General features: G+C 62.0%; 24 protein-coding genes and 7 pseudogenes. 21 read left to right on the forward strand and 10 right to left on the reverse strand.

The window, feature by feature from the left end; all coding sequences use genetic code 11:
- The 3 genes from XCSCFBP4642_RS0117235 to XCSCFBP4642_RS0117245 all read right to left on the reverse strand — a co-directional run bounded on the left by XCSCFBP4642_RS0117235 (position 1) and on the right by XCSCFBP4642_RS0117245 (position 3,731).
- Positions 1-2,373: a DNA topoisomerase gene (locus XCSCFBP4642_RS0117235; RefSeq protein WP_029220880.1), complete on the reverse strand. Its 2,373-nt coding sequence runs from the start codon at positions 2,371-2,373 to the stop codon at positions 1-3.
- Between the two features lie 25 nt (positions 2,374-2,398).
- Positions 2,399-3,184 (reverse strand): lytic transglycosylase domain-containing protein, encoded by a 786-nt coding sequence (locus XCSCFBP4642_RS0117240; protein WP_084624570.1) that lies wholly within the window; start codon positions 3,182-3,184, stop codon positions 2,399-2,401.
- Positions 3,185-3,254: 70 nt separating this feature from the next.
- Entirely contained in the window at positions 3,255-3,731 is a 477-nt protein-coding gene (locus XCSCFBP4642_RS0117245; protein WP_029220882.1) for a hypothetical protein, read from the reverse strand.
- Positions 3,732-4,955: 1,224 nt separating this feature from the next.
- On the opposite strand from XCSCFBP4642_RS0117245, the gene XCSCFBP4642_RS0117255 reads away from it, so the two are divergent.
- Entirely contained in the window at positions 4,956-5,444 is a 489-nt protein-coding gene (locus tag XCSCFBP4642_RS0117255; protein WP_033898491.1) for a JAB domain-containing protein, read from the forward strand.
- 129 nt (positions 5,445-5,573) lie between these two features.
- Here the strand turns inward: XCSCFBP4642_RS0117255 and XCSCFBP4642_RS29270 are convergent, their stop codons facing one another.
- The gene (locus XCSCFBP4642_RS29270) at positions 5,574-5,747 is read right to left on the reverse strand and encodes a hypothetical protein (RefSeq protein ID WP_160170388.1); all 174 of its coding nucleotides are present in this window, start codon (positions 5,745-5,747) and stop codon (positions 5,574-5,576) included.
- Positions 5,748-6,011: 264 nt separating this feature from the next.
- On the opposite strand from XCSCFBP4642_RS29270, the gene XCSCFBP4642_RS0117265 reads away from it, so the two are divergent.
- The 7 genes from XCSCFBP4642_RS0117265 to XCSCFBP4642_RS0117295 all read left to right on the forward strand — a co-directional run bounded on the left by XCSCFBP4642_RS0117265 (position 6,012) and on the right by XCSCFBP4642_RS0117295 (position 8,720).
- A complete protein-coding gene (locus tag XCSCFBP4642_RS0117265; RefSeq protein ID WP_228325744.1) occupies positions 6,012-6,425 on the forward strand; it encodes a hypothetical protein in 414 nt (137 codons plus the stop codon).
- Positions 6,422-7,063 carry a hypothetical protein gene (locus tag XCSCFBP4642_RS0117270; RefSeq protein ID WP_029220885.1) on the forward strand — a complete coding sequence of 214 codons (642 nt, stop codon included), beginning with the start codon at positions 6,422-6,424 and terminating at the stop codon, positions 7,061-7,063. The genes XCSCFBP4642_RS0117265 and XCSCFBP4642_RS0117270 overlap by 4 nt, the downstream gene beginning before the upstream one ends.
- A 140-nt stretch (positions 7,064-7,203) precedes the next feature.
- Entirely contained in the window at positions 7,204-7,395 is a 192-nt protein-coding gene (locus XCSCFBP4642_RS30135; RefSeq protein WP_228325745.1) for a hypothetical protein, read from the forward strand.
- A gap of 115 nt (positions 7,396-7,510) precedes the next feature.
- The gene (locus XCSCFBP4642_RS0117280) at positions 7,511-7,741 is read left to right on the forward strand and encodes a hypothetical protein (protein ID WP_029220886.1); all 231 of its coding nucleotides are present in this window, start codon (positions 7,511-7,513) and stop codon (positions 7,739-7,741) included.
- 43 nt (positions 7,742-7,784) lie between these two features.
- A complete protein-coding gene (locus XCSCFBP4642_RS0117285; protein ID WP_029220887.1) occupies positions 7,785-8,105 on the forward strand; it encodes a hypothetical protein in 321 nt (106 codons plus the stop codon).
- Positions 8,106-8,114: 9 nt separating this feature from the next.
- Positions 8,115-8,429 carry a hypothetical protein gene (locus tag XCSCFBP4642_RS0117290; protein WP_029220888.1) on the forward strand — a complete coding sequence of 105 codons (315 nt, stop codon included), beginning with the start codon at positions 8,115-8,117 and terminating at the stop codon, positions 8,427-8,429.
- 30 nt (positions 8,430-8,459) lie between these two features.
- Positions 8,460-8,720, forward strand: a complete 261-nt coding sequence (locus XCSCFBP4642_RS0117295) for a hypothetical protein (protein WP_029220889.1) — start codon at positions 8,460-8,462, stop codon at positions 8,718-8,720.
- 70 nt (positions 8,721-8,790) lie between these two features.
- Here the strand turns inward: XCSCFBP4642_RS0117295 and XCSCFBP4642_RS30545 are convergent.
- A pseudogene (locus tag XCSCFBP4642_RS30545) lies at positions 8,791-9,102 on the reverse strand (recombinase family protein); the annotation flags it as partial.
- A gap of 183 nt (positions 9,103-9,285) precedes the next feature.
- Here XCSCFBP4642_RS30545 and XCSCFBP4642_RS30865 point away from each other — a divergent pair.
- From XCSCFBP4642_RS30865 to XCSCFBP4642_RS0117315, 4 genes and pseudogenes are all read left to right on the forward strand, one after another.
- Complete coding sequence (locus XCSCFBP4642_RS30865) at positions 9,286-9,519, forward strand: antitoxin VbhA family protein (RefSeq protein WP_071117323.1); 234 nt, start codon at positions 9,286-9,288, stop codon at positions 9,517-9,519.
- Entirely contained in the window at positions 9,509-10,483 is a 975-nt protein-coding gene (locus XCSCFBP4642_RS0117310; RefSeq protein ID WP_029220890.1) for a Fic family protein, read from the forward strand. Before XCSCFBP4642_RS30865 ends, XCSCFBP4642_RS0117310 begins: the two co-directional genes overlap by 11 nt.
- Positions 10,484-10,720: 237 nt before the next feature.
- Positions 10,721-10,885: pseudogene (locus tag XCSCFBP4642_RS30145) on the forward strand (heteromeric transposase endonuclease subunit TnsA); the annotation flags it as partial.
- Positions 10,886-10,910: 25 nt separating this feature from the next.
- Positions 10,911-11,093: pseudogene (locus XCSCFBP4642_RS0117315) on the forward strand (IS5-like element ISCARN85 family transposase); the annotation flags it as partial.
- A gap of 6 nt (positions 11,094-11,099) precedes the next feature.
- Here the strand turns inward: XCSCFBP4642_RS0117315 and XCSCFBP4642_RS0117320 are convergent.
- The gene (locus XCSCFBP4642_RS0117320; protein WP_029220892.1) at positions 11,100-11,930 is read right to left on the reverse strand and encodes a hypothetical protein; all 831 of its coding nucleotides are present in this window, start codon (positions 11,928-11,930) and stop codon (positions 11,100-11,102) included.
- A 197-nt stretch (positions 11,931-12,127) separates the two neighbouring features.
- On the opposite strand from XCSCFBP4642_RS0117320, the gene XCSCFBP4642_RS0117325 reads away from it, so the two are divergent.
- The 3 genes from XCSCFBP4642_RS0117325 (at position 12,128) to XCSCFBP4642_RS0117340 (ending at position 14,756) form a co-directional block, all read left to right on the forward strand.
- A complete protein-coding gene (locus tag XCSCFBP4642_RS0117325; RefSeq protein WP_029220893.1) occupies positions 12,128-12,541 on the forward strand; it encodes a hypothetical protein in 414 nt (137 codons plus the stop codon).
- A gap of 831 nt (positions 12,542-13,372) precedes the next feature.
- A complete protein-coding gene (locus tag XCSCFBP4642_RS0117335) occupies positions 13,373-14,035 on the forward strand; it encodes a recombinase family protein (protein WP_029220484.1) in 663 nt (220 codons plus the stop codon).
- Positions 14,036-14,372: 337 nt separating this feature from the next.
- Positions 14,373-14,756 (forward strand): hypothetical protein, encoded by a 384-nt coding sequence (locus tag XCSCFBP4642_RS0117340; protein ID WP_029220485.1) that lies wholly within the window; start codon positions 14,373-14,375, stop codon positions 14,754-14,756.
- Positions 14,757-15,024: 268 nt separating this feature from the next.
- On the opposite strand, the gene XCSCFBP4642_RS0117345 is transcribed toward XCSCFBP4642_RS0117340, so the two are convergent.
- A complete protein-coding gene (locus XCSCFBP4642_RS0117345) occupies positions 15,025-15,471 on the reverse strand; it encodes an avidin/streptavidin family protein (protein WP_029220486.1) in 447 nt (148 codons plus the stop codon).
- 72 nt (positions 15,472-15,543) lie between these two features.
- Between XCSCFBP4642_RS0117345 and XCSCFBP4642_RS30150 the strand changes: the two are divergent.
- The 5 genes and pseudogenes from XCSCFBP4642_RS30150 to XCSCFBP4642_RS0117365 form a co-directional block, all read left to right on the forward strand.
- Positions 15,544-15,780: pseudogene (locus tag XCSCFBP4642_RS30150) on the forward strand (hypothetical protein); the annotation flags it as partial.
- Between the two features lie 193 nt (positions 15,781-15,973).
- Positions 15,974-16,195, forward strand: coding sequence for an antitoxin MazE family protein (locus XCSCFBP4642_RS27460; RefSeq protein ID WP_005917854.1), 222 nt, complete (start codon positions 15,974-15,976; stop codon positions 16,193-16,195).
- The gene (locus tag XCSCFBP4642_RS0117355; RefSeq protein ID WP_005917856.1) at positions 16,192-16,515 is read left to right on the forward strand and encodes a type II toxin-antitoxin system PemK/MazF family toxin; all 324 of its coding nucleotides are present in this window, start codon (positions 16,192-16,194) and stop codon (positions 16,513-16,515) included. The genes XCSCFBP4642_RS27460 and XCSCFBP4642_RS0117355 overlap by 4 nt, the downstream gene beginning before the upstream one ends.
- 25 nt (positions 16,516-16,540) lie before the next feature.
- Positions 16,541-16,828 (forward strand): hypothetical protein, encoded by a 288-nt coding sequence (locus XCSCFBP4642_RS0117360; protein ID WP_029220894.1) that lies wholly within the window; start codon positions 16,541-16,543, stop codon positions 16,826-16,828.
- Positions 16,829-16,834: 6 nt separating this feature from the next.
- A complete protein-coding gene (locus tag XCSCFBP4642_RS0117365) occupies positions 16,835-18,022 on the forward strand; it encodes a zeta toxin family protein (protein ID WP_029220895.1) in 1,188 nt (395 codons plus the stop codon).
- 185 nt (positions 18,023-18,207) lie between these two features.
- Here the strand turns inward: XCSCFBP4642_RS0117365 and XCSCFBP4642_RS0117370 are convergent, their stop codons facing one another.
- Both XCSCFBP4642_RS0117370 and XCSCFBP4642_RS0117375 read right to left on the reverse strand, forming a co-directional pair.
- Positions 18,208-18,492 (reverse strand): hypothetical protein, encoded by a 285-nt coding sequence (locus XCSCFBP4642_RS0117370; protein WP_003490829.1) that lies wholly within the window; start codon positions 18,490-18,492, stop codon positions 18,208-18,210.
- 305 nt (positions 18,493-18,797) lie between these two features.
- Positions 18,798-19,193: pseudogene (locus XCSCFBP4642_RS0117375) on the reverse strand (ATP-binding domain-containing protein); the annotation flags it as partial.
- Positions 19,194-19,699: 506 nt separating this feature from the next.
- On the opposite strand from XCSCFBP4642_RS0117375, the pseudogene XCSCFBP4642_RS30550 reads away from it, so the two are divergent.
- Positions 19,700-19,987 (forward strand): annotated as a pseudogene (locus tag XCSCFBP4642_RS30550) (hypothetical protein); the annotation flags it as partial.
- Positions 19,988-20,312: 325 nt separating this feature from the next.
- On the opposite strand, the pseudogene XCSCFBP4642_RS0117385 reads toward XCSCFBP4642_RS30550, so the two are convergent.
- Positions 20,313-21,140: pseudogene (locus XCSCFBP4642_RS0117385) on the reverse strand (membrane-bound PQQ-dependent dehydrogenase, glucose/quinate/shikimate family); the annotation flags it as partial.
- Between the last annotated feature and the right edge of the window lie 77 nt (positions 21,141-21,217).

Consider the following 21,217-nt stretch of genomic DNA (forward strand, 5'->3'; position numbering starts at 1 on the left):
CTACCGGCGCAACTTCGGCTTAGCCGCAGGCTTCGCCTTGGCCTTGGCCTTCGCCGGCGAGCTGGTGGACTTGGTGGCACCCTTGGCCGCCCTCGGCACGGGCTTGCCCTTGTCGTCGTCCATGATGGTCTTGCAGCCCTCACGGTAGCCGCTACAGCCCCACCACCAGCCATGGTCGCCCTTGCGGCGGTACATCGCCTTGCCGCACTTCGGGCACGGCGCTTTCTTGATCGCGACGGGCCTGCCCTTGTCGTCGTCCATGAAGGTCTTGCAGTTCTCGGTGTCGGTGCAGAACCAGCCAAAGGCGCCTGTCGGCTTGCCGGTCTCGCGATCCTTCTTCTGGTATCGCCGCAGCGGCGCGCTGCACTTGGAACAGGTGTGCAGGGCGACAGGCTTGCCGCCCACGTCGTCCAGGAACGTCTCGCAGGCCTCGGCCGGGCAGACCCACACCAGGCCGCCACCTGACTTGCGCTTGAAGCGCCGGAGCGTCTCACCACAGCGAGGGCACGGGTGCGCCGCTCGCTCGACCGGCTTGCCCTTGTCGTCGTCCATGTAGTGGCCGCACGTCTCAGCATGGGCCGTGCAGCGCCAGAACGGCGACTTGCCGGGCTTGGCGTAACGACGCATGCCCGTGCCGCACTTCGGGCATTTGAAGCGGGGCGTGAACTCGCCGCTGACCGCGATGCGCGCCAGCTCCTCGTTCAACTGCGTGTAGGCCGGTTCCACCACGTCGCGATACGACGCCTTGCCTTCGGCGATGGCGTCTAGCTGCACCTCAAGCTCGCGGGTGAAACCCAGCTCCATGAAACCGAATTGGCCGCGCAGCAGGTTGTCCACCACCAGCTCGCCGATCTCGGTTGGCAGCAGGTATCGCTTCTTGTCCAGCTCGACGTAGCTGCGGCCCAGCACGTTCGTCATGATCGCTGCGAATGTCGCCGGCCGGCCGACTCCTTCGTCCTCAAGCTTTTGAAGCAAGGTGGCCTCAGTGAAACGGCGCGGCGGCTCCGTCTTCTTATCCAACACCTTGCCGTCGATCGCGCGCAGATCACCACCGACAGCCAGGCGCGGAACCTGGCCGTCCTTCGCGGCGTCTTCGTCGCTGTTCTCTTCGTCGTCCGGATCGCGCTCCAACAGCGCCCGCCAACCGGCGTCGATCATCTTGCGGCCACGCGCGACGTATTCGAAGCCGTCGCGATCGGTGGCGCGTAGGCGCACCGTATTGACGGTGTATCGGGCGTCGGCCATTTGCGAAACTAGGGTGCGCAGCCGGATCAACCGATAGAGCGCCCGCTGGGCTTCGTCCGCGCCGGCTTCCTCGACCTCGATGTGCGTCGGCCGGACGGCGTCGGCGTGTCCGCCCTGCGCGCTGGCCTTTTCCTTCCATCTGCGCACGTCCGGCGAAAGCGCCATCCCCTGGCTCGCCGCGAAACTACGCACCTTGTCGGCTGCGTCCGGGCTCAGGTTCACGCTGTCAGTACGAATGTACGTGATATGGCCGTCCTCAAAGAGCTTTTGCGCCGCCTTCGTCGTCGCAGCAGAACTCATCTTCAGGACTGTGCTAGCTGCGCGCAGCATGCCGAGCGTCGAAAGTGGCGACGGCGGCCGTTCCGACTTCTCTTCCGTCTTGGCCTCCAGGACCACGAATTGCCGCGATTGCGACGCCTTCGCGGCCAGCGCCGCGTCCAGCACATACGGGCTGTCCTCGGTCACATACGGCTTCGTGTCCCACTGCGCCGACCATTTCGCGCCGCCGCCGGCGTCGAACGTCACCACCGCGCCGAAATGCTTGGTGGATTTGAACGCCGCGATGCGGCGTTCCAACTCCACCACCAGGCGCACCGCCACGCTTTGAACCCTGCCTGCCGAGAGGGACATGCCGAGCATGTCCGACAGCAGCGGCGACACCATGTAGCCCACGAACCGATCGAGGGCGCGCCGCCCTTCCTGGGCATGCACGAGATCCATGTCGATGCGCCGGGCGGCGCGGAGCGAGGCTTGGATCGCCTTCGGCGTGATCTCCGTGAACGTCACACGCTCGTAGTCGTCTTCGCCGAGCTGAAGCGCCTCCTTCAGATGCCAAGAGATCGCTTCGCCTTCGCGGTCCGGATCGGTCGCGAGGTAGACGACCTCGGCTTTCGCGACCTCGCGTTTGATCCGTGCCACGCGCTCAGCAGCGCCAGGGAACGTGCGGTCGCCGACTTTCTGCGGCGGGATGTATTCGTACTGAAGCAAAAAACCAGGCTTACTGATGCCAAATTCGCGCTGCGGCAAGTCGCGAATATGTCCCACACTCGCGACCACCTTCCAATCGTCGCCGAGATAACCTTGGATACTGGCAACCTTATTCGGACTCTCCACCACCATGAGTTTCATACGTTGGCTCGTGTCGGGTAATTGGTCAGAAGACGGAAAAGTCGTCCGCGTCGGCCGGCGGCGTGGGCGATGCGGACGGCTGTTGCGCCTTCAGCTTCACCGCATCGTCAGCCACCGGAGCAGCCGGCGGCTGTGGCAGCGCCGATCGCTTCGGCGGATCGAGATCGACCAGCACTGAGGCGTGGTCGGCCGGCTCCGCCGGCTCGCTCGGCGCTGGCGCCGCAGTGAGCGGCACTGCGGCGGTGGCATCGCCTGGCTGCGCCGGCTCAGCGGCCGGAACGCGGGCGTTGGGCGACGTGCGCGCGCCGATCGCCGGCACGACCGGTATCGCCTTCGGCACCACCCCGGCGCTCGCGAGTACCTTCTGCACGTAGCTCGGCTGCCCCGCCTTGTCGGGCCGGAAGCCGCGCGAGAAATTACCGGAGTAGTAGCAAGAGAACGCCGCGTGCAGCGGGTCTTTCTCGCTGGCCAGCTTGGCCGACGCCCGCGCGTAGCAGTCTTGCAGGATCTTCGATCCCGCACGCAGATTGGCGCAGGCGTCGAACGCCTGCGCATATGTCAGCTTGTACTTCGGAAGGTTGTGCCGATTGACCTGGGCGATGCCCAGTGAAAAGTTCCAGCCGCCCGCTTCCAATTGCTGCGCAGTGGCGACGGCTTCCTCAAGATTGACGGGTTGACGGGCTAGTCGCCCGTCAACCACACCAACCGCATACGGGTTGAAACCCGACTCGACTTGCACAAGCGCCGCCATCGTCTGCGGCGCGACGGTCGGTGCGCACTGCTGCGCAAGGTCCATGAACTCCAGCAACATATGGCCTCCATTGTTGGGTCTGGAGACCATAATAACATATATTGGTAAAAACACTTACGCCATATTGGCTTCAGCTTTTTGCCAATTTGGCGCTGGCCGGCATATCCCCAACAACCGCCATCGGTCGGGCCTCGCCCGGTAATCCCTGGTTGCGGAGCAGAGTAAATCCGTCTAGCGGATCTTTCTCCAACAATAGATCGTTGAGACGTTTCAAGTCCTTAAACATTCTCGGTCTGTCGCGATTCCTCCGAGTGGTCAAATACCACTCCTTGCCGGGCTCGCCAAGAAGTTGCGCTAGAACGTAGTAAGCCTCGGGTACCCCCATAGGTTTGATCTGTTTAAGAAAATCACCCTTCCTATCTGCAAATTTGGCAGTGACGTAAAAACCGCTCGGCGTTTCAAATACCTTGATGTGATTCACAATATTATATTGGGCGGCCAACTCCAGATCACTCTCCAAAATAGAATTAGACAGGGTGCAGGGTGGGTAAACGGGTGGTAGGGCGGCTCCCATGAGGCGGTCGCGATCTCGGTCTCGGTCGTTCATCTTAAAATTTTCCTATCCTACTACCAAAGCACCGCATATTGGTAATCGATTTGCATCATTTCGGTTCCATGGTCCGCTCAGAGAACGAGCTAGCTGGCTCACCCCATCCCCCGACCTGCGGCCAGGGTTTGGGGACGGGCTTTCGTAAACCGAACCCGGCTGTGCCGGTTTCGGCCCTTCGGGCTTCAATCCCTTTCGGGTCCGGCGAACAGCAAGGAACGCCGGTAGTGCCTCGGCGGCTTACCATCACTGCGCGAACGCGAACCAACATGCATAAATCTGCATCCCCAAACTGCCGCGCTACATGGCCACACTGTACTATGTTGGCGACAAAAATGTAATTTTCGATATGGAAGTGTCACCAAGCAGACGAAGCCTGGCGCAATACTGCCAGAGCGAAGCAAGGCATTGCCCTGCAAAGGAATTTAGCAGGCGCGCCGCGCCGCTTACCGACAAATCTGCGTGTTCCGTCGTGAATTTGTCGTCACCGTCTCAGTAAGGCGCGGTGAGCGGCGCCGCCCCTGCCGTGGCGGCTGACATTGGCGACTGCCCACATACCCACCGCCTCGCTGCGGGTGCCATAGAAGGCCCCTACGCGGACCGTGGATATGTGGACAGCGCCGGCGGCGCTGATGCGCCTTGGTGACGACCTGGCCGGCGTCGCCGGCGAGATCCGTGACCAAGGATTGGCGACAGCCCGGCGGCTGGCCAGACCGAGGCATGTCGCCAACGCCCTGGCCGGCACGATGAAAGTGTCTTGGTCACAGTTCAAGCTCACCAGGTCCGCGATCGTGTCGCCAACGCCGCCGCCGGCGCTGCCGACGACCAGGGGCCCGATCCGGGGTGTAGGGGGGGAACCCCCTACGGACAACGCCTCACCCGCGCACGCGCGGTTTCAGCGCCGAGAGCAACGCTTCCGCCGCCGGTAGAGAGCCACCCTCACCTCCCCACTGCAAACCCGCTTTTGATGGCGCCGTCGCCGGGCCGTCCCTCACTGCAAGAGCCTCCGGCCTGACGGCCTGCGCGCTGCGCTTGCCGGTCATGGCTTCGGATAGATAGGGCTGTCTTGCTGGTCCGTTCATCGTGCCACGTCGTTCTCGCGGTCAAGGGCTGCGCTCGGCGAAATGCCGAGCTTGCGGCCGCGGCCGTCTATCGACCCCTGACAGCTGCGCTGCGACGTGACCCGAAGGGACCGGGCAATCCGCCCGCTACCTGGATACGACTATGTTCTCTTCCGCTCTCATGGTTCGCGATGCGGCCGGCAACTACAGCGAGGCAACGCCTGACCAGATCATCGATGCCGCGCGCTTTGCGATCGAGGCGAAGGCCAAGCGTGGCCAGAAGTTCAGCCGGCCAAGTGAGGTTCGCGAATATTTTGCGATCAAGCTTGGCGGCTTGGAGCGGGAGGTGTTCAGCGTGATTTTCCTCGATCATAGGCACCAGCTGATCGAGTATGCCGAAATGTTCCAAGGCACATTGAACGAGGCGCAGGTCTACATGCGCGAGGTCGCGCGCAAAGCCCTGCAACTGAACGCGGCGGCCGTGATCGTGTCACATAACCACCCCAGCGTGGACCCGGCACCCAGCTCGGCCGATTTGGTGATGACCAAACGCCTGCGAGAGGTCTTGGAGCTGGTGGAAGTGCGCCTGCTGGACCACATCGTTGTCGGAGGGAACCGCACCGTTTCGATGGCTGAAGCGGGCCACTTCTGACCAAGGGGGCTTTGCCCCCTTTTTTTTGCTGTGCCTGCTGGCTTTGCGGGCCAGACGGAAAATCGGGGGTTCCGGCTTACAACCCCAAGCTGGGGGCGGGCGTCCTCGCGCACGCGCCGCAAGACAGTTTCAGCGTGCCGATCGCACGCCGGCCAGTGCGGCCGCCCTGCCCTGCAGAACGGCCACCAGCTCGATCACCACCGCGATCACCAGCGACGGCCGCACACGGCCGCAGAACCGCGCCTGCGGCTCGCCGGAACGGCTCCATCTGCACGTCGCGGACGCGACGCGCTCACGGTCCACGGGACCGCTCCCACGCGTCGCCGGTGGCGTGCTGCATCGCTGAGACCCTTTCGCCTGCCCTGAACGGTAGTCCGGGCGCTGCGCGGCCATCCAGGGCACCGCTTCGCTGATCCGCTCACCCGGTCCCTGCGCTGCGCTTCGGGCTGCGGCTTCCCGTCTCTCCCTGGACACCCGCTTGACCCGGCCGACCTACGGGCAACACGGCGAAAGGCACTCAGCGAAGCAATGGTCAACTCCCCCAACAACAGCAAAAGGAGCGTCCCGATGAACCTAAACACGCCCGCGCTGAAGCGCGATACACAAGATCAAAAGCCGGCTCCTGCATCTAGCAAAGCAATGTGGATAGACGCGAAGGACATCAAGCCGGGTGACGTGCTGCTGGGCATGTTCAACGGGGTGGCTGCGCGCCGGGACAACGTGCAGGAAGTGCGGGCCGGGTGGTGGTGCCGCGTGTATGTGCTGGCAAACGGTGGTTACGACGTGATGACCTATCGCGCCGATGCCCGTGTCTACATCGAGCGCGGTCCTCTCTTCCACATCGAGGCCGTCAGCAAGCACAGCGACGAGCGCCTGCGTCTGACCCGGTATCCGATGAGCCGCCAGCAATGCGAGACCCTCATGGGCACGATCAGCCGTCATCCCTCGCGCCGCATCGAGCTGGTCGAGGTGCAGGCATGAGCATCTTCGACGCTGACGACCTGGTCAGCAGCACCCTCGCGCCCGTCATCACGATCCGACCGGAGATCCGCACCATGAACCGCCCGAAGAAGACCCGCTATATCCCCGCCAACGCCGAGGCCCGCGAGTTCCCGCAGGCCGGCGTTGTCGCCTACTGCTACGTCAGCGGCGTGCGCTACGCCCTGCTGGCCTACAAGGGTCGGCAGATCCGCGCCGCTCTCGACCTGGCATTCACCACGGCCGAGCAGCGCGATAGGCACCTGACCAGCTACATCGAGCGGCAGGCCGCGAACGAGAACGCCAAGCGCGAGCGCCGCGAAACCGGCCACGGCTTGGCGGTGGGTGACATCGTGTATGAAACCTACGGCTACGAGCAGACGAACGTGCACTTCTACGAAGTCACGCGCGTACCGTCCGCACGCTCCGCCGTGGTGTGCGAGATCGAGGCCGAGAAGACCGAGGCCGGCGAGAAGACCATGGCCGGCACCGCCGTGCCTCGCCCCGGTGTCTTCAAGGCCGGCGCCATGCCGCGCATGCACCGCGCCGCCTATTTGCACGCCCTGAGCGGTGGCGCCGGCCACCACGGCAGCCTGTCCAAGTGGGACGGCAGGCCCAAGTATTACAGCTCCTATTACTAACCCGACTCTTGGCCGAGCATGCGAGCGCGAAAACATCATTTCGCGCCGCGTTTCGCCCTTTCATTAGCCAATATGATATAATTTGGTTACAGGAAAATTGCGGATTGGTCGCCAACCCGCAGCCACCACAAGAGCGAAGCATGAACGTCAAGCCTGCCGAACTGCCTGCCATCGTCGCGGAACTCATGGCCAAGTACGACACCGCCCGAAGCCGCGCGATCCAGGCGCAGGGCTCCCAATTCAACGAAGCCGCGTTCCACGCCTGGTTCACCCAGCAGGTGCAGGACCGGAAGCGCTGGCGGCTACTGCCGGCAACCTGGCGGCCGCACTGATGATCGCCCGAGACTACATGGACGACCACACCGGCCAGCACGAAGACATCGCGGCCGTAGATGCCGCTTTGGCGCACTACAACGAACTCGTCGCCCTCTTTTAGAAGAACAAGCAATGAACATCGAGCCGATCGAACTCGCCGCCATCCTCGCAGGCCTTCGCCTGCTTCAGCGACACGACGTGCTGCCGGCTGACATCGATTCCATTCTGACCGACGCCGGTCCGCGCATCACCGAGAGCGACATCGACGCGCTGTGCGAGCGCATCAACGCCGGCGACTTGGTGCCTGCCAAAGCGGTTTACACGTTGGTCAAGGCAGCGCGGGACACCCGGTCGCTGTCCTGATTCCGCACCAGCCAAGCGTCACTCACAGCTAGGAGTAATCCGCATGTCGAACTATCAGCAAATCCATGGTTTCACCGCCGCCGGCGACGAACGTTTCCGGACCTTCATCGCGGCCCACTTCGCCGATAATCCGTTCATCGCCGCGCACTACCATGGCGATCCCGAGGAAGCGCGCCGTGACTGCCTCAGTGTGTTGGAAGACAACTTGAATGGCGCCGGCGGCCCGCTGACCTGGGGGCTTCTGTCGCCCAGCAGTCCGGGCGCCCTGCCCCACAGTTTCACGGTGGACCTCGATGAACTCATCATCGCGGACGTGGACAACGGCGACGAAGACGACGCCGACACCGCCGCCTCGGCGGCCTAGGGAGGCGCCATGCAGCAGTCCATGACGCTTAGCCAGTTCCGCGCCGCCCACGCTGCCGGTGGCTTCACCGGCGCCCAGCTCGTGGGCGTCGGTGGGCGGTTCTACGTCAGCACCGCCGACCGGCTCGGCGACTCGGCCATCCTCGTGCGGGACGCCGACCGCGCCGTGCGCTTCTTCAGCAGCTCGGAAACCGCGCTGAAGCTGCTGCGGGATGTCGGTTTCGCAACGATCACCGTCGAGCTGAAGAACTGGTCGCCCGACCAGTGCGCACTCAAGATCATCGACAACAGCCCCGCGCAAAGGAGGCCCGCAACCACTCCGTGAAACCTGCCCTTTCGCTATCGAGAATGAACCATGAAAACGGAACACAAGCAGTTCGCCGGATCGACCGCCGTTACTCTGGCCCTCATTTCCCCCCTGCCGCAGGCAGTCTGCGCCGGCCAGATCAAGCAGGCGGCCGCCATCGCGGCAACCATCGCCATCTCCGCCATGGTCAGTGTCGCATTCCTGGCCGCCGGTCATCACCGCCAGCAACACCGGCCTGTGCCGGGTCAGCAAAAAATCGATGCCCTCCGGGAGCAGTACCGCACAAACGCGGAGCCGCAAGGAACCTAAGCTTGACGACATGCACTCGACCTGGCCAGTTCGCAGTTGTCACCAAAAGCCCGGCCTAACCGCCGGGCTTTTACTTGGTGACAGATCCGCGCGATCGATCGCGCAGATCTGTCACCACTGCCGCCGCCGGCGCCGCTGCGCGTGCAGGCGCGTACTTGTAGAAACTGCTGCGGCTAATCTTCAGCGCCTTGCAGATGTCCTCGGGCGTTCGATCGGTCAGCGCCAGAGTCTCGATTGCGCGGATGGTATCGGCGCTTTCACTCGGGCGGCCGCTGTTGCGTCCACGCGCGCGGGCGGCATAGAGGCCTGCCCGCGTCCGCTCGACCATAAGCCGGCGCTCAAACTGCGCGATGGCGCCGAAGATATGAAAGACCAGCTCACCGGAAGCGATATTAAACTGGAGGCTTGCCGAGTCGCCCCCGCTGGCGACTTTCCGAACCAGGAGCAGGACATGTTGGAAGTGAATTACACGCTCCGCATTGATCAGAACAGCCGCGATCGCTTCAACAATGCAGTGAAGACCAAGGAGCGCCATCGGAATCCGTCGCAGGTGATGCGCGAGCTGATGGATGCTTACGCCGATGGCCGCCTCGTGATCGAGCCGAGCGGACCTGCGAAGCCGTCCGAGGATGAGCTGCGCCTGCGCCGTGAGGCCGTGGAATACGCACACGGTTCCGTGGCACTGGAAGGCTTCGCAGTGAGCAGAGCTGCGCAGGATTTGGCGCAGCGCTTCATGCGCGGCGAAATCAGCAAGGAAGAGTTCATGGCACCGTCGTTCGACGTGGTCCATGGTCGATAAGCTCGACATTGCAGCAAGACGCGATGAGCTGGAAGGTTTCTACACCTTCCGGCGCATTGTTGAGCTGCGTGTGGCCCCCGTGGGGGGCGCATTTGACGTGGACCACCTGAAGGAGATCAATCGCCGGATCTTCCAGGATCTACCAGGCCTTGGCTTCGATGACGTGACGCCCGGCCGCTTCAGGGATGCCGTGCCGGCGGGTGTCGATTGGGTGAAGCACCGCCAGCTAGAGACGGCCAACGTCACGTCGCATGTCTGCTACTCAGACATGGATGCCAAGGCGATTGGGCGGCTCGGCGAAACACTAGAGCGCGCCGACCCAAAACGTCTCCGGCAGATGAAGACCGGCCCGTTCGTCCAAGAGCTGGCTTCACTCTATGCCGAACTCGATTACATCCATCCGTTCCGCGATGGTAATAGCCGCACGCTGCGCGAATTCACGCGCGAGCTGGCCGAGGCCTCCGGCTTCCATCTGCAATGGGAATACTTCGGGCAGAACAAGGGCGGCCGCGACGCGCTCTATGTCGCCCGCGACCGCAGCGTCAACGAGCTGGCATTGCCGAACATCAAAGCGGAGGTGACGCGCCGGGACGTCGTTTTCAGCATGGACCAACTGGAAGGAAACAAGGATCTTGCCGGCCTGCTGAAGGACGCCGGCCATCACCTTGTGCGCCCCGCCCGCGCCGACGCGTTCCAGCGGCTGCCGGAAGCCGAGGCCGTACTGGCATTCCCCGAGCTGAAAGAGGCTTACGCCACGCTGCGCCGCGCTGACTTCTACAGCGCCACGAAGGTGGTGAACGCACCGCAGTTGCGTGAGCAGTTCGTGGCCGGCGTTCGCGCCACGATCCAAGAAAAACTCAACGCCGGCGAGACGCAAGGACTTGGGCCGGCGAAGCCGGCCGAGAAGAGCAAGAGCGAAAAGACCAAACAGCCGCCGCGATCAACACCAGATCGCGAGCGATAAAAAAGCCGGCAGATCGGGCAATCTGCCGGCTTGCCATCACTACCACTTAGAGGGACGGGCAATGACGACGAGCCGCAAGCCTACCACGCGCAACCGCGCGCCGGCCATGCCAAATGTGACTTCCAGCCAATTAGGCGACTCAATGTATTGCAAATCAAGGCTCTAGCGCGGATAATTCCAGTAAATAACACGACCGAGCCACTGCAATAGAGGCGACTGCCTCTGGGATGCTGCCTAATGGCGCGACTGAGTTCTGACACCCCTGTACGCGAGCTCCGGACAAGCCGAAGAAGCCTGACAGGGCGTGTGACTTTGGGCGATGGAGGCGTCGCTGCTTTCGAGTCTTCGTTGGAGCGTGACTGGCTACTGGCGCTCGACTTCGACCCCCGCGTCCAGGCCATGTTCTGATATCAGAATCATGCGCGACTCCAATCGGGTCGACCCTTGGGAGTACGACCGGGAAATGTACAAGCGACGCAACGACGTGGAGCGACTGTTCCGTCGCCTGAAGGGCTACCGCCGGATTTTCACACGCTTCGAGAAGCTGGACGTCATGTTCCTTGGATTCCTCAGCTTTGTGCTCACCGTTGACGGGCTCCGGATGTGTTAACAGGCCCTAGCTGCCCGATTCGTCTTCGCGCATGGGTGGGTCGGAAAGCATCATCACGTCAGCGCCGATATAAGCACGAACGGATGCCTTGCAGTTGGGGCAGACGGTTGGCTTGAGAAGCTTGTCAGGGGCAAAGGGAACCATGGCCGTGCATTTGCAGCGAAGGCCGACGGCCGGAATCTTTTCGATCCGATGCTCTGGATCGTTCTTGATTGCGATGTAGCTGGCGTTGCACTTGGTGCTAGGGCAGAAGATTGCCTTGTCACCGGCTTGTTCTGCGGGCCCCAAGATCAAAACTTGGCCGCACGAACAGTTACTGGTGGCGATGTCTTTGGCTGCCGCTATCAAGGTTGAAGTCGCTACATTTTCCAGCTCGGAAATCCAAAGCTGGAGCTTTTCCACCCTAGGAGGCTTCGTGCGCTTGTCCTTCTGGAGGTGGAGGTAGCTGCCCAGCGCGTTGTAGTAGGTGCGGAACTTTGACAAAGGGATATGCTTTGCTTCGCCGATGGGCAAGAACTCTTGATCGCCAAACAACTTTTTCAAGTCGCTGGTTTCGAAGTTGAGGTCGTCTGGAAGCGGTGAAACGGAGATGGAAAAGCTCGCCGTTTGATCGGAGTGTGGGTCGAATTGCGCCAGCATCCGGATGATCTGGTCAGGTCGCCACTCGCGGGTAAGCTCCGCCAAAACATCTTCTCCATATGCCGCCAAGTTCTGGTAGGCCACGGACTCGAAGCAGAATCGGAGTTCAAGCGCTGCATAGAGCAGTGAATGCTCGTTGCCAGTTGCGATAAGTTCTCTTGCCCGGGCCAGCCGGTCGGTGATGTTGTAGAGGGCCATCAAGGTAGGCTACTGGGGTTGGGGCGGCGCGTCATCACCGGCCTAATGCGTTGTGCTGTTGGGCTGCGGAGGGACCATGATGAGGTCAGGTGCACTTATCAGGCGAAGGCGCTTGGCTTGCGTGCGCGCTAATTGGTGGTGAGTCTCGCAATTGCGTGGAAGTCACACCAAAAGATCCGCCTACTGATGGAGCACACATGAACGAAGAACAGGAAATTGCCGAAGCGGCCGGGAAGCGCGAGCTGTACGACGCGTTCTGGAAAGAGTCATCCGATGCGATCAAGCCGTTTCGCGAATTCTGGAGCAAGAGCGGCGGCACGATGCAGGAAGAAGCGGGGAAACTGGATGCCGTGCTAGGTGGTAGAACGCCGGTTTCGGATCAGGCAGTAACGGATTGCCGGCTGGCCGTCATGCGGCTGCACCAGTTTGCTCACGCGATCTCAGAGTTGTCCAGCGGCAGCATCGCGAAGATTCAGAACGACCTGTGCCAACGAGCCATGAAAGATATTGTCGTGCGAGCGATGTATGCGGCCAAAAAAGCACAGCGGGACATGGCGACCATCTACCAGTGGGTCGCAGCGGCTGAGCGCCCGAACACGGTGCAGCAGTAATCAAAGGCTCTTTGGCTCCGACACGGCCCTCGGAATTGTCGGAGTCTTTTTGGTCGGCTGTCGAAGATGACGTTTGACCGCGAAAATCAGGGGCTGTTGCAGGGGTTCAGCCGACATACGTGTAAAAATAGCTCACAAGATCGGATTTCATCCATTGCATCAGTGAGTTAGCGGATATTTTGGCGGTTTCGGCTTACAACCCTGTCTTGGTCACACATGCAGCTGAGCAGGTCCGCGATCGTGTCACCAACGTCGTCGCCGGCGCCGACTACGATCAGGTGCCAGATCAACCCCCTACGGACAACGCCTCACCCGCGCACGCGCGGCTTCAGCGCCGAGAGCAACGCTCCCGCCGCCGACAGGGAGCCGCCCTCCCCCTGCCCTGCAAACCCGCTTTTGATGGCGCCGCCGCCAGGCCGTCCCCGGCTTGTCCACGGCCGGCGCGCAGCGCCGCCCCGGAGACCTCCCTATCGGATGAATGGTCCATTTAGGCTGGCCCATTTTAGGTGGTCCGTTTAAGTCCATAAAAAAATATTGGGCCACCCGTAAAATTGATGGTACGTTTAGGTATACCCAAATGATCTATGGAGGGCCTATGACGAAGCAAGGCAAGCAGGAGGAATCGGTGCCCCAGGTTCTGCCCGGACTCTGGCGGGAGCAGGGCGGCCTTTCTGGACTCGTGCGGCTTGATGTTCCGGCGGGCACCCCTGGGATGGTTGTAGTCGCGAAGCAGACTGAGCCCTGGCAGCTGAGACCTGAACTGCGTTGGCAGGTATGGCCGGACCTGTTGGTCCCGGATGTTGAACCGATTGTGCGGAGCGAAACGAACTGATGGCGAAGGGACGCACTCTGCAGGCTGCGCCGTTCTATTTGGTCGCCCGGCTTTACATGCGGGTGAGCACCGATGGCCAGGATCTGGAACGGCAGGAGCGGATCATCAAGGAAGCAAAAGCGGCGGGCTACTACGTCGCCGGCGTCTATCGCGAGACAGCATCCGGCGCGCGTCCGGATCGTCCTGAGTTGTTGCGCATGATCGAAGACCTGCAGCCGGGCGAAGTGGTCATCGCAGAGAAGATCGACCGCATCAGCCGCTTGCCGCTGGCCGACGCCGAGCGTCTGGTTGCCTCGATCCGCGCCAAGGGAGCGCGTTTGGCAGTGCCGGGTGTCGTGGACCTATCAGACGTCGCTGCAGAAGCGAAAGGCGTTGCCAAGGTCGTACTCGAATCTATGCAGGACATGTTGTTACGCATCGCCCTGCAGATAGCTCGCGACGATTACGAAGATCGACGCGAGCGGCAACGCCAGGGCATCGAGTTGGCCAAGGCCAGCGGCAAGTACTGTGGCCGCCCGGCCGATCAGGCCATACACGCTCGCATCGTCGCGTTGCGCGGTCGTGGGGAGACCATCGCCAACACTGCGCGCCTGGCAGGCGCGAGTGTCACTACCGTCAAGCGTGTGTGGGCCGCTCACTGCGCTCAAGGGCATGCGAATTGACCATATTGGGGTTGTAAGCCGGAACCGCCGAAATACCGGAACGCTGAGCGAGTAGCGGCCTTCGACATCCTCCGTCCTCAGCCGAGGATTCAGCGGGCTGTATGCTGGGAGCCAGTCCAGGCCACGCGACGATGAGCATGGCTTCACGTAGGATTTTTCCGTTTTATGAGATGTCCCAGCAATGCCGACCCGCAGCACAACCAGAGTATGGGCAGACCATGTCCAGGATCGTGTTCGTTACACGCTAAAACACCTTCATCCCGTATTCGTTTCATTCCACGCGCCGGCGCGGCCCCCAGCACCTGGGCATCCGGGAAGGGCCGCCCGGGATTTCAGGGTGCGCGTTGAATATTCCCACCATTGCTTTAGCAACGGCGTCGCCAAGGTTCCGGACTACAACCTGGATCATCTTTACACCTGGGCCGAGCGCGAAGACGACCTCAGGGTGTTCTGCCCGAAACGCTACGAAGACAGTAAGGAGTTGCCGCGATTAATCGCCGCCCTAGATCAACGCAATGTCTATCCAACACGGCATCACAATCATTTCGCCGTGAAGCGCGTCACACCCGAAGGGCATTACTCCATTTGGTTTCGCGTGTCGCGCAGACGAAATTTCTTGTTGCTCGTTGTTGAAAGCGCTTATGTCCGTCTAGACATGGACGAGCAAATTGCGCGCTCGGCTGCTACAAAGCTGATAGACGTCTTGGTCAACACAAAGTGAGCAGACAGCAAAAAGCCCGCGTGAGCAGGCTTTTTGTTAACAGCATGGTAGTGCGGGCCGGAGTCTCTTAACCCCACTCTGGGTGGGACCTTCTTTAGAAGGTGGCCAGCTCCCCCTATACACCGGGTCGGGAGAGCCTGTAACTGCTCAAGGGCAGTGGCGCTATCTTGGCCACTCCTGACGCTCCCGTCAACTACAAATGACGCAAACATCAACAAGCGATTCAGGCTCCAGGCTAGCTAGCCCCATGTGCGGAAGACCCCCCCTGTCATTTGGGGACGAAAACATCGCTGTTGGTCAGCATGTGGTCCCACGAATACTGGGAGCCGGTCCGTACCAAGTGCCAGACTGTGGTGATGGCCGGCACGCCGCCAGACGCATCACAGGTACCGGTCCAGGCAGTCATGCTGCCGTAGTTGCCCCACTGCACCGAAAAAGTGATGGCGGGCAGTTTGCTCGATGCCGTCGACCCAGCAACCGGGTTGGCAAACCAGCCAACCAGCGGATACACCGAACCAGTGGTGCCGGAAGGCGAGATGTACGTACCCGAGAGCTGACCGGAGGTCTGTACGGCGGTGATCGTGAGTGTGGAACCCAGCTGGTTTTTCCATTCGCCTACCGGGTTGTTGCAGGTTGGCGCTGCCTGGGCGAGCGAGATGCAACTTCCGAGCAGCACAACGCAGGCAGCACATTGACGCATTGACATGGACATCATCAGTTCTCCTCGTAATCAAGCCAACGAAAGGTGGCGGGTTCAAGCCAACGACTAGGTAGCACGGACCGGATCCGCATTGCTGGGATGGCTGTCTCCGTCCGTTACTCCTTGACCGGCCAGCGCGGGGAACCGCTGGCGCTGGGCGTGACCGTGTTCGAGGTGCTGCAGGCCAACTACGTGCGCGCGCCCAAGGTCTACCGCCGTGGGCGGCCAGCCGCGTTGAAGGCGTTGGCCAAGGTAATCCCCCCACTTCTAGCGGTCGCCAGAAGTGGAGCTAAGCGGCCATCGCCAACTTCATCGCTGGTGTGATGCCGCCGAGCGCCATATTCGGGCNNGCGATGATCTGGCTGTCGGTAAAGCGGGACTTGTTCATGGAACCTCCTCGGGAAAGGGTACGAGAAAATTCCACTTCTGGCGTCTGCTAATGGGCGGGGGGATTACCCTCGACATGGGATACATGCCAGGTATCATGTAACTATACATGCAATGTAAGGAGCCCATTATGCCGAGAACTCACAATCCGACGAACAAGGTCACCCGTCATCGTGACCGACTGCGTGCAGCCGGGTACAGGCCAGTGCAGTTTTGGGTGCACGATACCCGCTCGCCCGAGTTGGCTGCGATGCTCAGCCGCCAGTGTCGCAGTCTGCATGGTGATCCAACCGAAACCGATGCTATCGGCTTCGGTGAAGCCGCCGCTGGCCTTATCGAGGGGTGGGAATGACGCAGCGTGGCGACTTGGTAACGGTGGCTTTGCCGGGAGCCTACGGCAAGCCACGGCCGGCGCTAGTCATCCAGTCCGATTTGCTTGCCGAGCTGGAAAGCGTCCTCGTATGCCCGATCACAAGCGATCTGCGCGACGCGATGTTTCGGGTCACGGTCGAGCCGAGTCTGACCAATGGTCTACAGAAGATTTCGCAGGTCATGGTGGACAAGACAGCACCGATACCTCGCGCGAAAGTCAGTGAGCCGATTGGCACGCTCGACGCAGAACGCATGAGGGCCGTCGAACGCGCCCTCATGCTCGTCACCGGGCTGGCATAACGAAGGAAGACGAATTCCGATTTGGATGTTTTTGAGGAGTGCAACAGTGGCTACTACTACCCTTTCCCCCATCGCAGAAACGGCTCGCCTAGAAGCCGCCACAGAAACGCTGGCCGAGTACATCGGCTACCTGAACAGTGAGATCGACGCCGAGCAGGACAAGGCCGAACCGAACGCTGGTCGCATCGAGGCGCTAGAGCACGAGCTAGAAATCGTGGTGGACGAGCGCCGCGCCATTACGCCCGATAATCTCGGCCTGATTAACCGGGCCTTGTATGTCTACGCACCCCTGCTCAAACCGATGCACGGGTGACGCGTAATGGATGACAACCGCTTCCAACTGAGTCCGAGCAAGCACGCGATCATTTACGAGAAGATCGAGCGGCATCAATTCAAGGACACCGCCCCGGCCGACCAACCGCAGGCAATCATCTTGGGCGGCCAGCCCGGCGCAGGCAAAAGCGGCCTGCTCGAAGCGAGCAAGCAAGGCTTTGCAGATCGCAACGTCGTCACGATCAACGGCGACGAGCTGCGCTACTACCACCCGCAATACCTTGCCATCCAGAAGGCCGACGAGCGCCACTTTGCCGAGCTGACCGACCCGCATGCGCGGCCGTGGACGAAGCAGCTATTCGACCGCACCATCGAGACTCGCCGCAACGTCCTGTTCGAGGGCACGATGCGCGAGGCCGGCCCGATTACCGACACGATGCGCCGCCTCAAAGTGGCCGGCTACTACGTCGTCGCCCGTGTGATCGCGGCCAACGAGCGCGACAGCATGGCCGGCATCCATCGCCGCTACGAAGAACAGAAAGCGGCCAAGGGCTTCGGCCGCTGGTCGAACGTGCAGGCCCACAACGACGCCTATAAAGGCATGCCGGCAACGCTCGAATACATCGAACGTCACAAGCTGGCCGACCGCGTACAGGTCTACGACCGCAAGGGCAACGTACTGTATGACAACGAGATGCAGGGCAACGAATGGAAACAGCAGCCGACAGCAAGAACCGCCGTCGAGGCCGAGCGCAACCGCCCACCGACGCCCGAGGAACGCCGGCAGCACAAGGCCGAATGGACAACGATTCTCGCCATGATGGCAGCCCGCCGCGCCGACGAGCGCGAGATCGAGCGTGTGCAAGAAGTAGCTCGGCAGTACGGGGGATTAGAACGCCTGGAGCTTAAGCCGGCCGAGTACGAGCGCCAGGACTACGGCCGGCAACAGCCCGAGCTGCGCGCGCCCGAAACCGGCAAGACCTACCAAGGCCCGATTGTGTCGGCCGACGACAAGCACGTCATCCAGTCAGTCAGGGAAGCCGGCCGCGAGCTGCACATTCAGCACGAACGACTTGTACTGAACACCGACCGCCGCGAGCTGCTGAACGCCGGCGCGAACGTCGAGATTCGCTACCCATACAACCGGGTCGGCATAGTGAATGAATGGGGAGCAAAAGAGATTCAAGGGCCGGCATCCAAGGGCATCGAACCCAAGGATTTTGGCAAGAGATAGATGCAAGCGGCGAGGTTGAAGGAGCCGCCCTACAACCCGGTAATCCCCCCGCCCATTAGCAGACGCCAGTTGCCCGGCCTGCCGCGCACCCGCAGCAAACCGGCCCGCGCGAGCAGCGCCAACGCCTAACCGTTGCAACCACCCACCCAAGGACCACACGCGCTATGACGCAGAACCAAAGGCGATCAACTGAAACGTCTGCGGCGGATCTCCTGGCGTTCGTCTGCGGTCAGATCATCAATGTGGATGTAGTGGACGCCTAGACCGCGCGGTGCGCTCAGAAGCTGCGATTCGCTTTCGTCCTGGCTATTGTCGGGCGAAGAGATCAGGCCAACGATCGTTCCATGCGGGGCCACCCGCCATAGGGCCACGCGCTGGAAGACGCGTGGCTCATCGGCCTCGGCAGCTTGTGGATAGGTGGCGTACCAACCATCGGCAGGCAGGTAGCGATAAGAACCGTAGTCGTTCATAGCGTCTCTGGGCGATGCGGGATGACGCTCTGATTGTCGATCTGCGCCGGTAGGCGGGATGTGGCAGTTTCTGATTTGGCGCCGCAGCTACGCACCGGGTCATCTGGGCTTCGCTGCTGCAAGAAGGGTTTCGCGCACTACGCTCATTCGCGCACTACGCTCAGTGCATCGGATGGGCTGCGAGAGCTAATCCGCAAGTGTGTAATAGACGGATGCCACTGGCTTCATGAGAGCGAACACGAGCCGGTCGCCTGCATACCGCGGTGGATGACCGGCTCCCAAAGCCAGACGCGCGCTCGTGCTTGTCACTGGAACCGGCCGTACTGGCGCGGCTGGCGCGGTGTCGGCGGCTTCTTGGTCAGTTCCGGCGATTTATGCGCCGGCGGCTTGATGGCCTTTCCATCCGCCGCGCCGTTTCGCTGCAACGCTTGCCGGTCGCGCTTGGTGTTGCGATTGCGTTCCAGGCCCAGGGCCGTCGTCTTGTCGAATCGCCGAGCAATGGCTGCCGGCAACTCGCCCCGATTGTTCGTGTACACCCTGGCCTCTTGTCGCGCACGGCTGATCGCCACGTAATACAGATTCATCGACGTGGTGCGGCTCTTGGTATCGAGCGCGATCAGTACGCGGTCGTTGCTCAAGCCCTGCGAGCTGTGGACGGTGGACGCGTAGGCGTGCTCGAGGTGCAGCGGCTTGTTCGAGGGTTGGCAGGGATTCGTGTAAAACACAGCCAAAAGTGAGCTAACTCGCTGTCATCAAAGAAATTTTTCACAACCTTCTGCCGATCCTCCATGCGGGTCCGGGATCGCCTTCATGTCTGCGCCTCACCCTGGTCGTCGAGGGTTGCCAGGATCACCCGAAGTTGTGTACTGCAATGCGGCCTCGGAAGCTATGTAGGGACCACAGACCGCTAGTCTGGAGGCGACCATGTAAAGAGGTATGCCTGATGGATCCCATTCGTTCGCGCACGCCAAGTCCTGCCCGCGAGCTTCTGCCCGGACCCCAACCCGATGGGGTTCAGCCGACTGCAGATCGGGGGGGGGCTCTGCCTGCTGGCGGCCCCCTGGATGGCTTGCCCGCTCGGCGGACGATGTCCCGGACCCGGCTGCCATCTCCCCCTGCGCCCTCGCCTGCGTTCTCGGCGGGCAGCTTCGGCGATCTGCTCCGTCAGTTCGATCCGTCGCTTCTTGATACATCGCTTCTTGATTCGATGCCTGCCGTCGGCACGCCTCATACAGCGGCTGCCCCAGCAGAGTGGGATGAGGTGCAATCGGGTCTGCGTGCAGCCGATGACCCGCCACCCACCGTGCGTGTCGCTGTCACGGCCGCGCGGCCGCCGCGCGCCAAGCCGGCCCCGCGACGGCGTGCTGCGCAACCCTCCGACGCTTCGCCGGCCGCGCAGGTGGATCTACGCACGCTCGGCTACAGTCAGCAGCAGCAAGAGAAGATCAAACCGAAGGTTCGTTCGACAGTGGCGCAGCACCACGAGGCACTGGTGGGCCATGGGTTTACACACGCGCACATCGTTGCGCTCAGCCAACACCCGGCAGCGTTAGGGAACGTTGCTGTCACGTATCAGGACATAATCGCGGCGTTGCCAGAGGCGACACACCAAGACATCGTTGGCGTCGGCAAACAGTGGTCCGGCGCACGCGCCCTGGAGGCCTTGCTCACGGTGGCGGGGGAGTTGAGAGGTCCGCCGTTACAGTTNGGCTCAGTCGGGGGGACTATCTGAGGGTTGGCAGGGATTCGTGTAAGAAACCTTTACTGACAGCAAGTTAGCCCACTTTTGGCTGTGTTTTACACGAATCCCTGCCAACCCTCGGAATCGCCTCGTCCTTGATCTTGGGGTCGTAGCGCCAGCGCTGTTTGCCGCTGGACGCATCCAACGCGATCACTTGGTTGCGCGCAGTACACAGGTACAGGCTGTCGCCCACCTTCAACGGCGTGGTTTCCGCGCCCCAGCGCTTGCTCGGCAGATCGCCGGTATGGAAAACCCAGGCCTGCTGCAGCTGTGCGACGTTGTCGCGGTTGATCTGTTGCAGCGGCGAATAGCGCTGACCGGCCTGGCTGCGCCCGTAGGCCGCCCAATCGCCATCGGCCGGCGCGTTGGCCGGCTGCACGTCGTGTGCCGCAGACGCTGCCGGCGCGCTGCGATTGACCAGGCCACCGACCATCCCTGCAGCATGCGCCAACGCGCCATCGGCCGCGGTCACGCCGTGCGGCATGAACGCCAGCGCGAAGGCGACCACAAACACGGCCGCCAACACGCCCGCCACGCTGCGCGACACTGCGCGCGATACCGGGCGTTGCAGCCTGGGCAGCAGCAGTGCAAGCACCAACGCCAGGCCGACGATCAGGCCCAGACGCGGTACCCAGCGCCAGTAATCGCTGCCCGACTCCCACCAGGTCCACAGCAGCGAGCCGATTACCACGGCTGCAAACCACCACGCGCCCGCGTTGCGGCCACGGGACAGCAGCAGGCCTGAAACCAGCGTCGCCGCACCAGCCGGTGCGTAATACCAGGAGCCACCCAGCGCGGCCAAGCACACGCCGCCGGCCAGCAACACCGCGCCCAGCACGGCAATCACGCCTCCCAGGATCGCAAGCGCCCAATGGCCGCGACTGGAAGGACGATCCACATTCGTCATCAGTTCTTCCTCATTCGACCCAGCGGCAACGCAACGCCGCCGCACCGCCACTTACGTTCGACCTGCAACGGTGAAAA

It is taken from the genome of Xanthomonas cassavae CFBP 4642 (assembly GCF_000454545.1).
Classification (GTDB): Bacteria; Pseudomonadota; Gammaproteobacteria; order Xanthomonadales; family Xanthomonadaceae; genus Xanthomonas; species Xanthomonas cassavae.

Coding starts and splice junctions, on each gene's coding strand:
- XCSCFBP4642_RS0117235 (WP_029220880.1), bottom strand. CDS start 2,373: ATGAAACTCATGGTGGTGGAGAGTCCGAATAAGGTTGCCAGTATCCAA.
- XCSCFBP4642_RS0117240 (WP_084624570.1), bottom strand. CDS start 3,184: ATGTTGCTGGAGTTCATGGACCTTGCGCAGCAGTGCGCACCGACCGTC.
- XCSCFBP4642_RS0117245 (WP_029220882.1), bottom strand. CDS start 3,731: ATGAACGACCGAGACCGAGATCGCGACCGCCTCATGGGAGCCGCCCTA.
- XCSCFBP4642_RS0117255 (WP_033898491.1), top strand. CDS start 4,956: ATGTTCTCTTCCGCTCTCATGGTTCGCGATGCGGCCGGCAACTACAGC.
- XCSCFBP4642_RS0117265 (WP_228325744.1), top strand. CDS start 6,012: ATGAACCTAAACACGCCCGCGCTGAAGCGCGATACACAAGATCAAAAG.
- XCSCFBP4642_RS0117270 (WP_029220885.1), top strand. CDS start 6,422: ATGAGCATCTTCGACGCTGACGACCTGGTCAGCAGCACCCTCGCGCCC.
- XCSCFBP4642_RS30135 (WP_228325745.1), top strand. CDS start 7,204: ATGAACGTCAAGCCTGCCGAACTGCCTGCCATCGTCGCGGAACTCATG.
- XCSCFBP4642_RS0117280 (WP_029220886.1), top strand. CDS start 7,511: ATGAACATCGAGCCGATCGAACTCGCCGCCATCCTCGCAGGCCTTCGC.
- XCSCFBP4642_RS0117285 (WP_029220887.1), top strand. CDS start 7,785: ATGTCGAACTATCAGCAAATCCATGGTTTCACCGCCGCCGGCGACGAA.
- XCSCFBP4642_RS0117290 (WP_029220888.1), top strand. CDS start 8,115: ATGCAGCAGTCCATGACGCTTAGCCAGTTCCGCGCCGCCCACGCTGCC.
- XCSCFBP4642_RS0117295 (WP_029220889.1), top strand. CDS start 8,460: ATGAAAACGGAACACAAGCAGTTCGCCGGATCGACCGCCGTTACTCTG.
- XCSCFBP4642_RS30865 (WP_071117323.1), top strand. CDS start 9,286: ATGGATGCTTACGCCGATGGCCGCCTCGTGATCGAGCCGAGCGGACCT.
- XCSCFBP4642_RS0117310 (WP_029220890.1), top strand. CDS start 9,509: ATGGTCGATAAGCTCGACATTGCAGCAAGACGCGATGAGCTGGAAGGT.
- XCSCFBP4642_RS0117320 (WP_029220892.1), bottom strand. CDS start 11,930: ATGGCCCTCTACAACATCACCGACCGGCTGGCCCGGGCAAGAGAACTT.
- XCSCFBP4642_RS0117325 (WP_029220893.1), top strand. CDS start 12,128: ATGAACGAAGAACAGGAAATTGCCGAAGCGGCCGGGAAGCGCGAGCTG.
- XCSCFBP4642_RS0117335 (WP_029220484.1), top strand. CDS start 13,373: ATGGCGAAGGGACGCACTCTGCAGGCTGCGCCGTTCTATTTGGTCGCC.
- XCSCFBP4642_RS0117345 (WP_029220486.1), bottom strand. CDS start 15,471: ATGATGTCCATGTCAATGCGTCAATGTGCTGCCTGCGTTGTGCTGCTC.
- XCSCFBP4642_RS27460 (WP_005917854.1), top strand. CDS start 15,974: ATGCCGAGAACTCACAATCCGACGAACAAGGTCACCCGTCATCGTGAC.
- XCSCFBP4642_RS0117355 (WP_005917856.1), top strand. CDS start 16,192: ATGACGCAGCGTGGCGACTTGGTAACGGTGGCTTTGCCGGGAGCCTAC.
- XCSCFBP4642_RS0117360 (WP_029220894.1), top strand. CDS start 16,541: ATGTTTTTGAGGAGTGCAACAGTGGCTACTACTACCCTTTCCCCCATC.
- XCSCFBP4642_RS0117365 (WP_029220895.1), top strand. CDS start 16,835: ATGGATGACAACCGCTTCCAACTGAGTCCGAGCAAGCACGCGATCATT.
- XCSCFBP4642_RS0117370 (WP_003490829.1), bottom strand. CDS start 18,492: ATGAACGACTACGGTTCTTATCGCTACCTGCCTGCCGATGGTTGGTAC.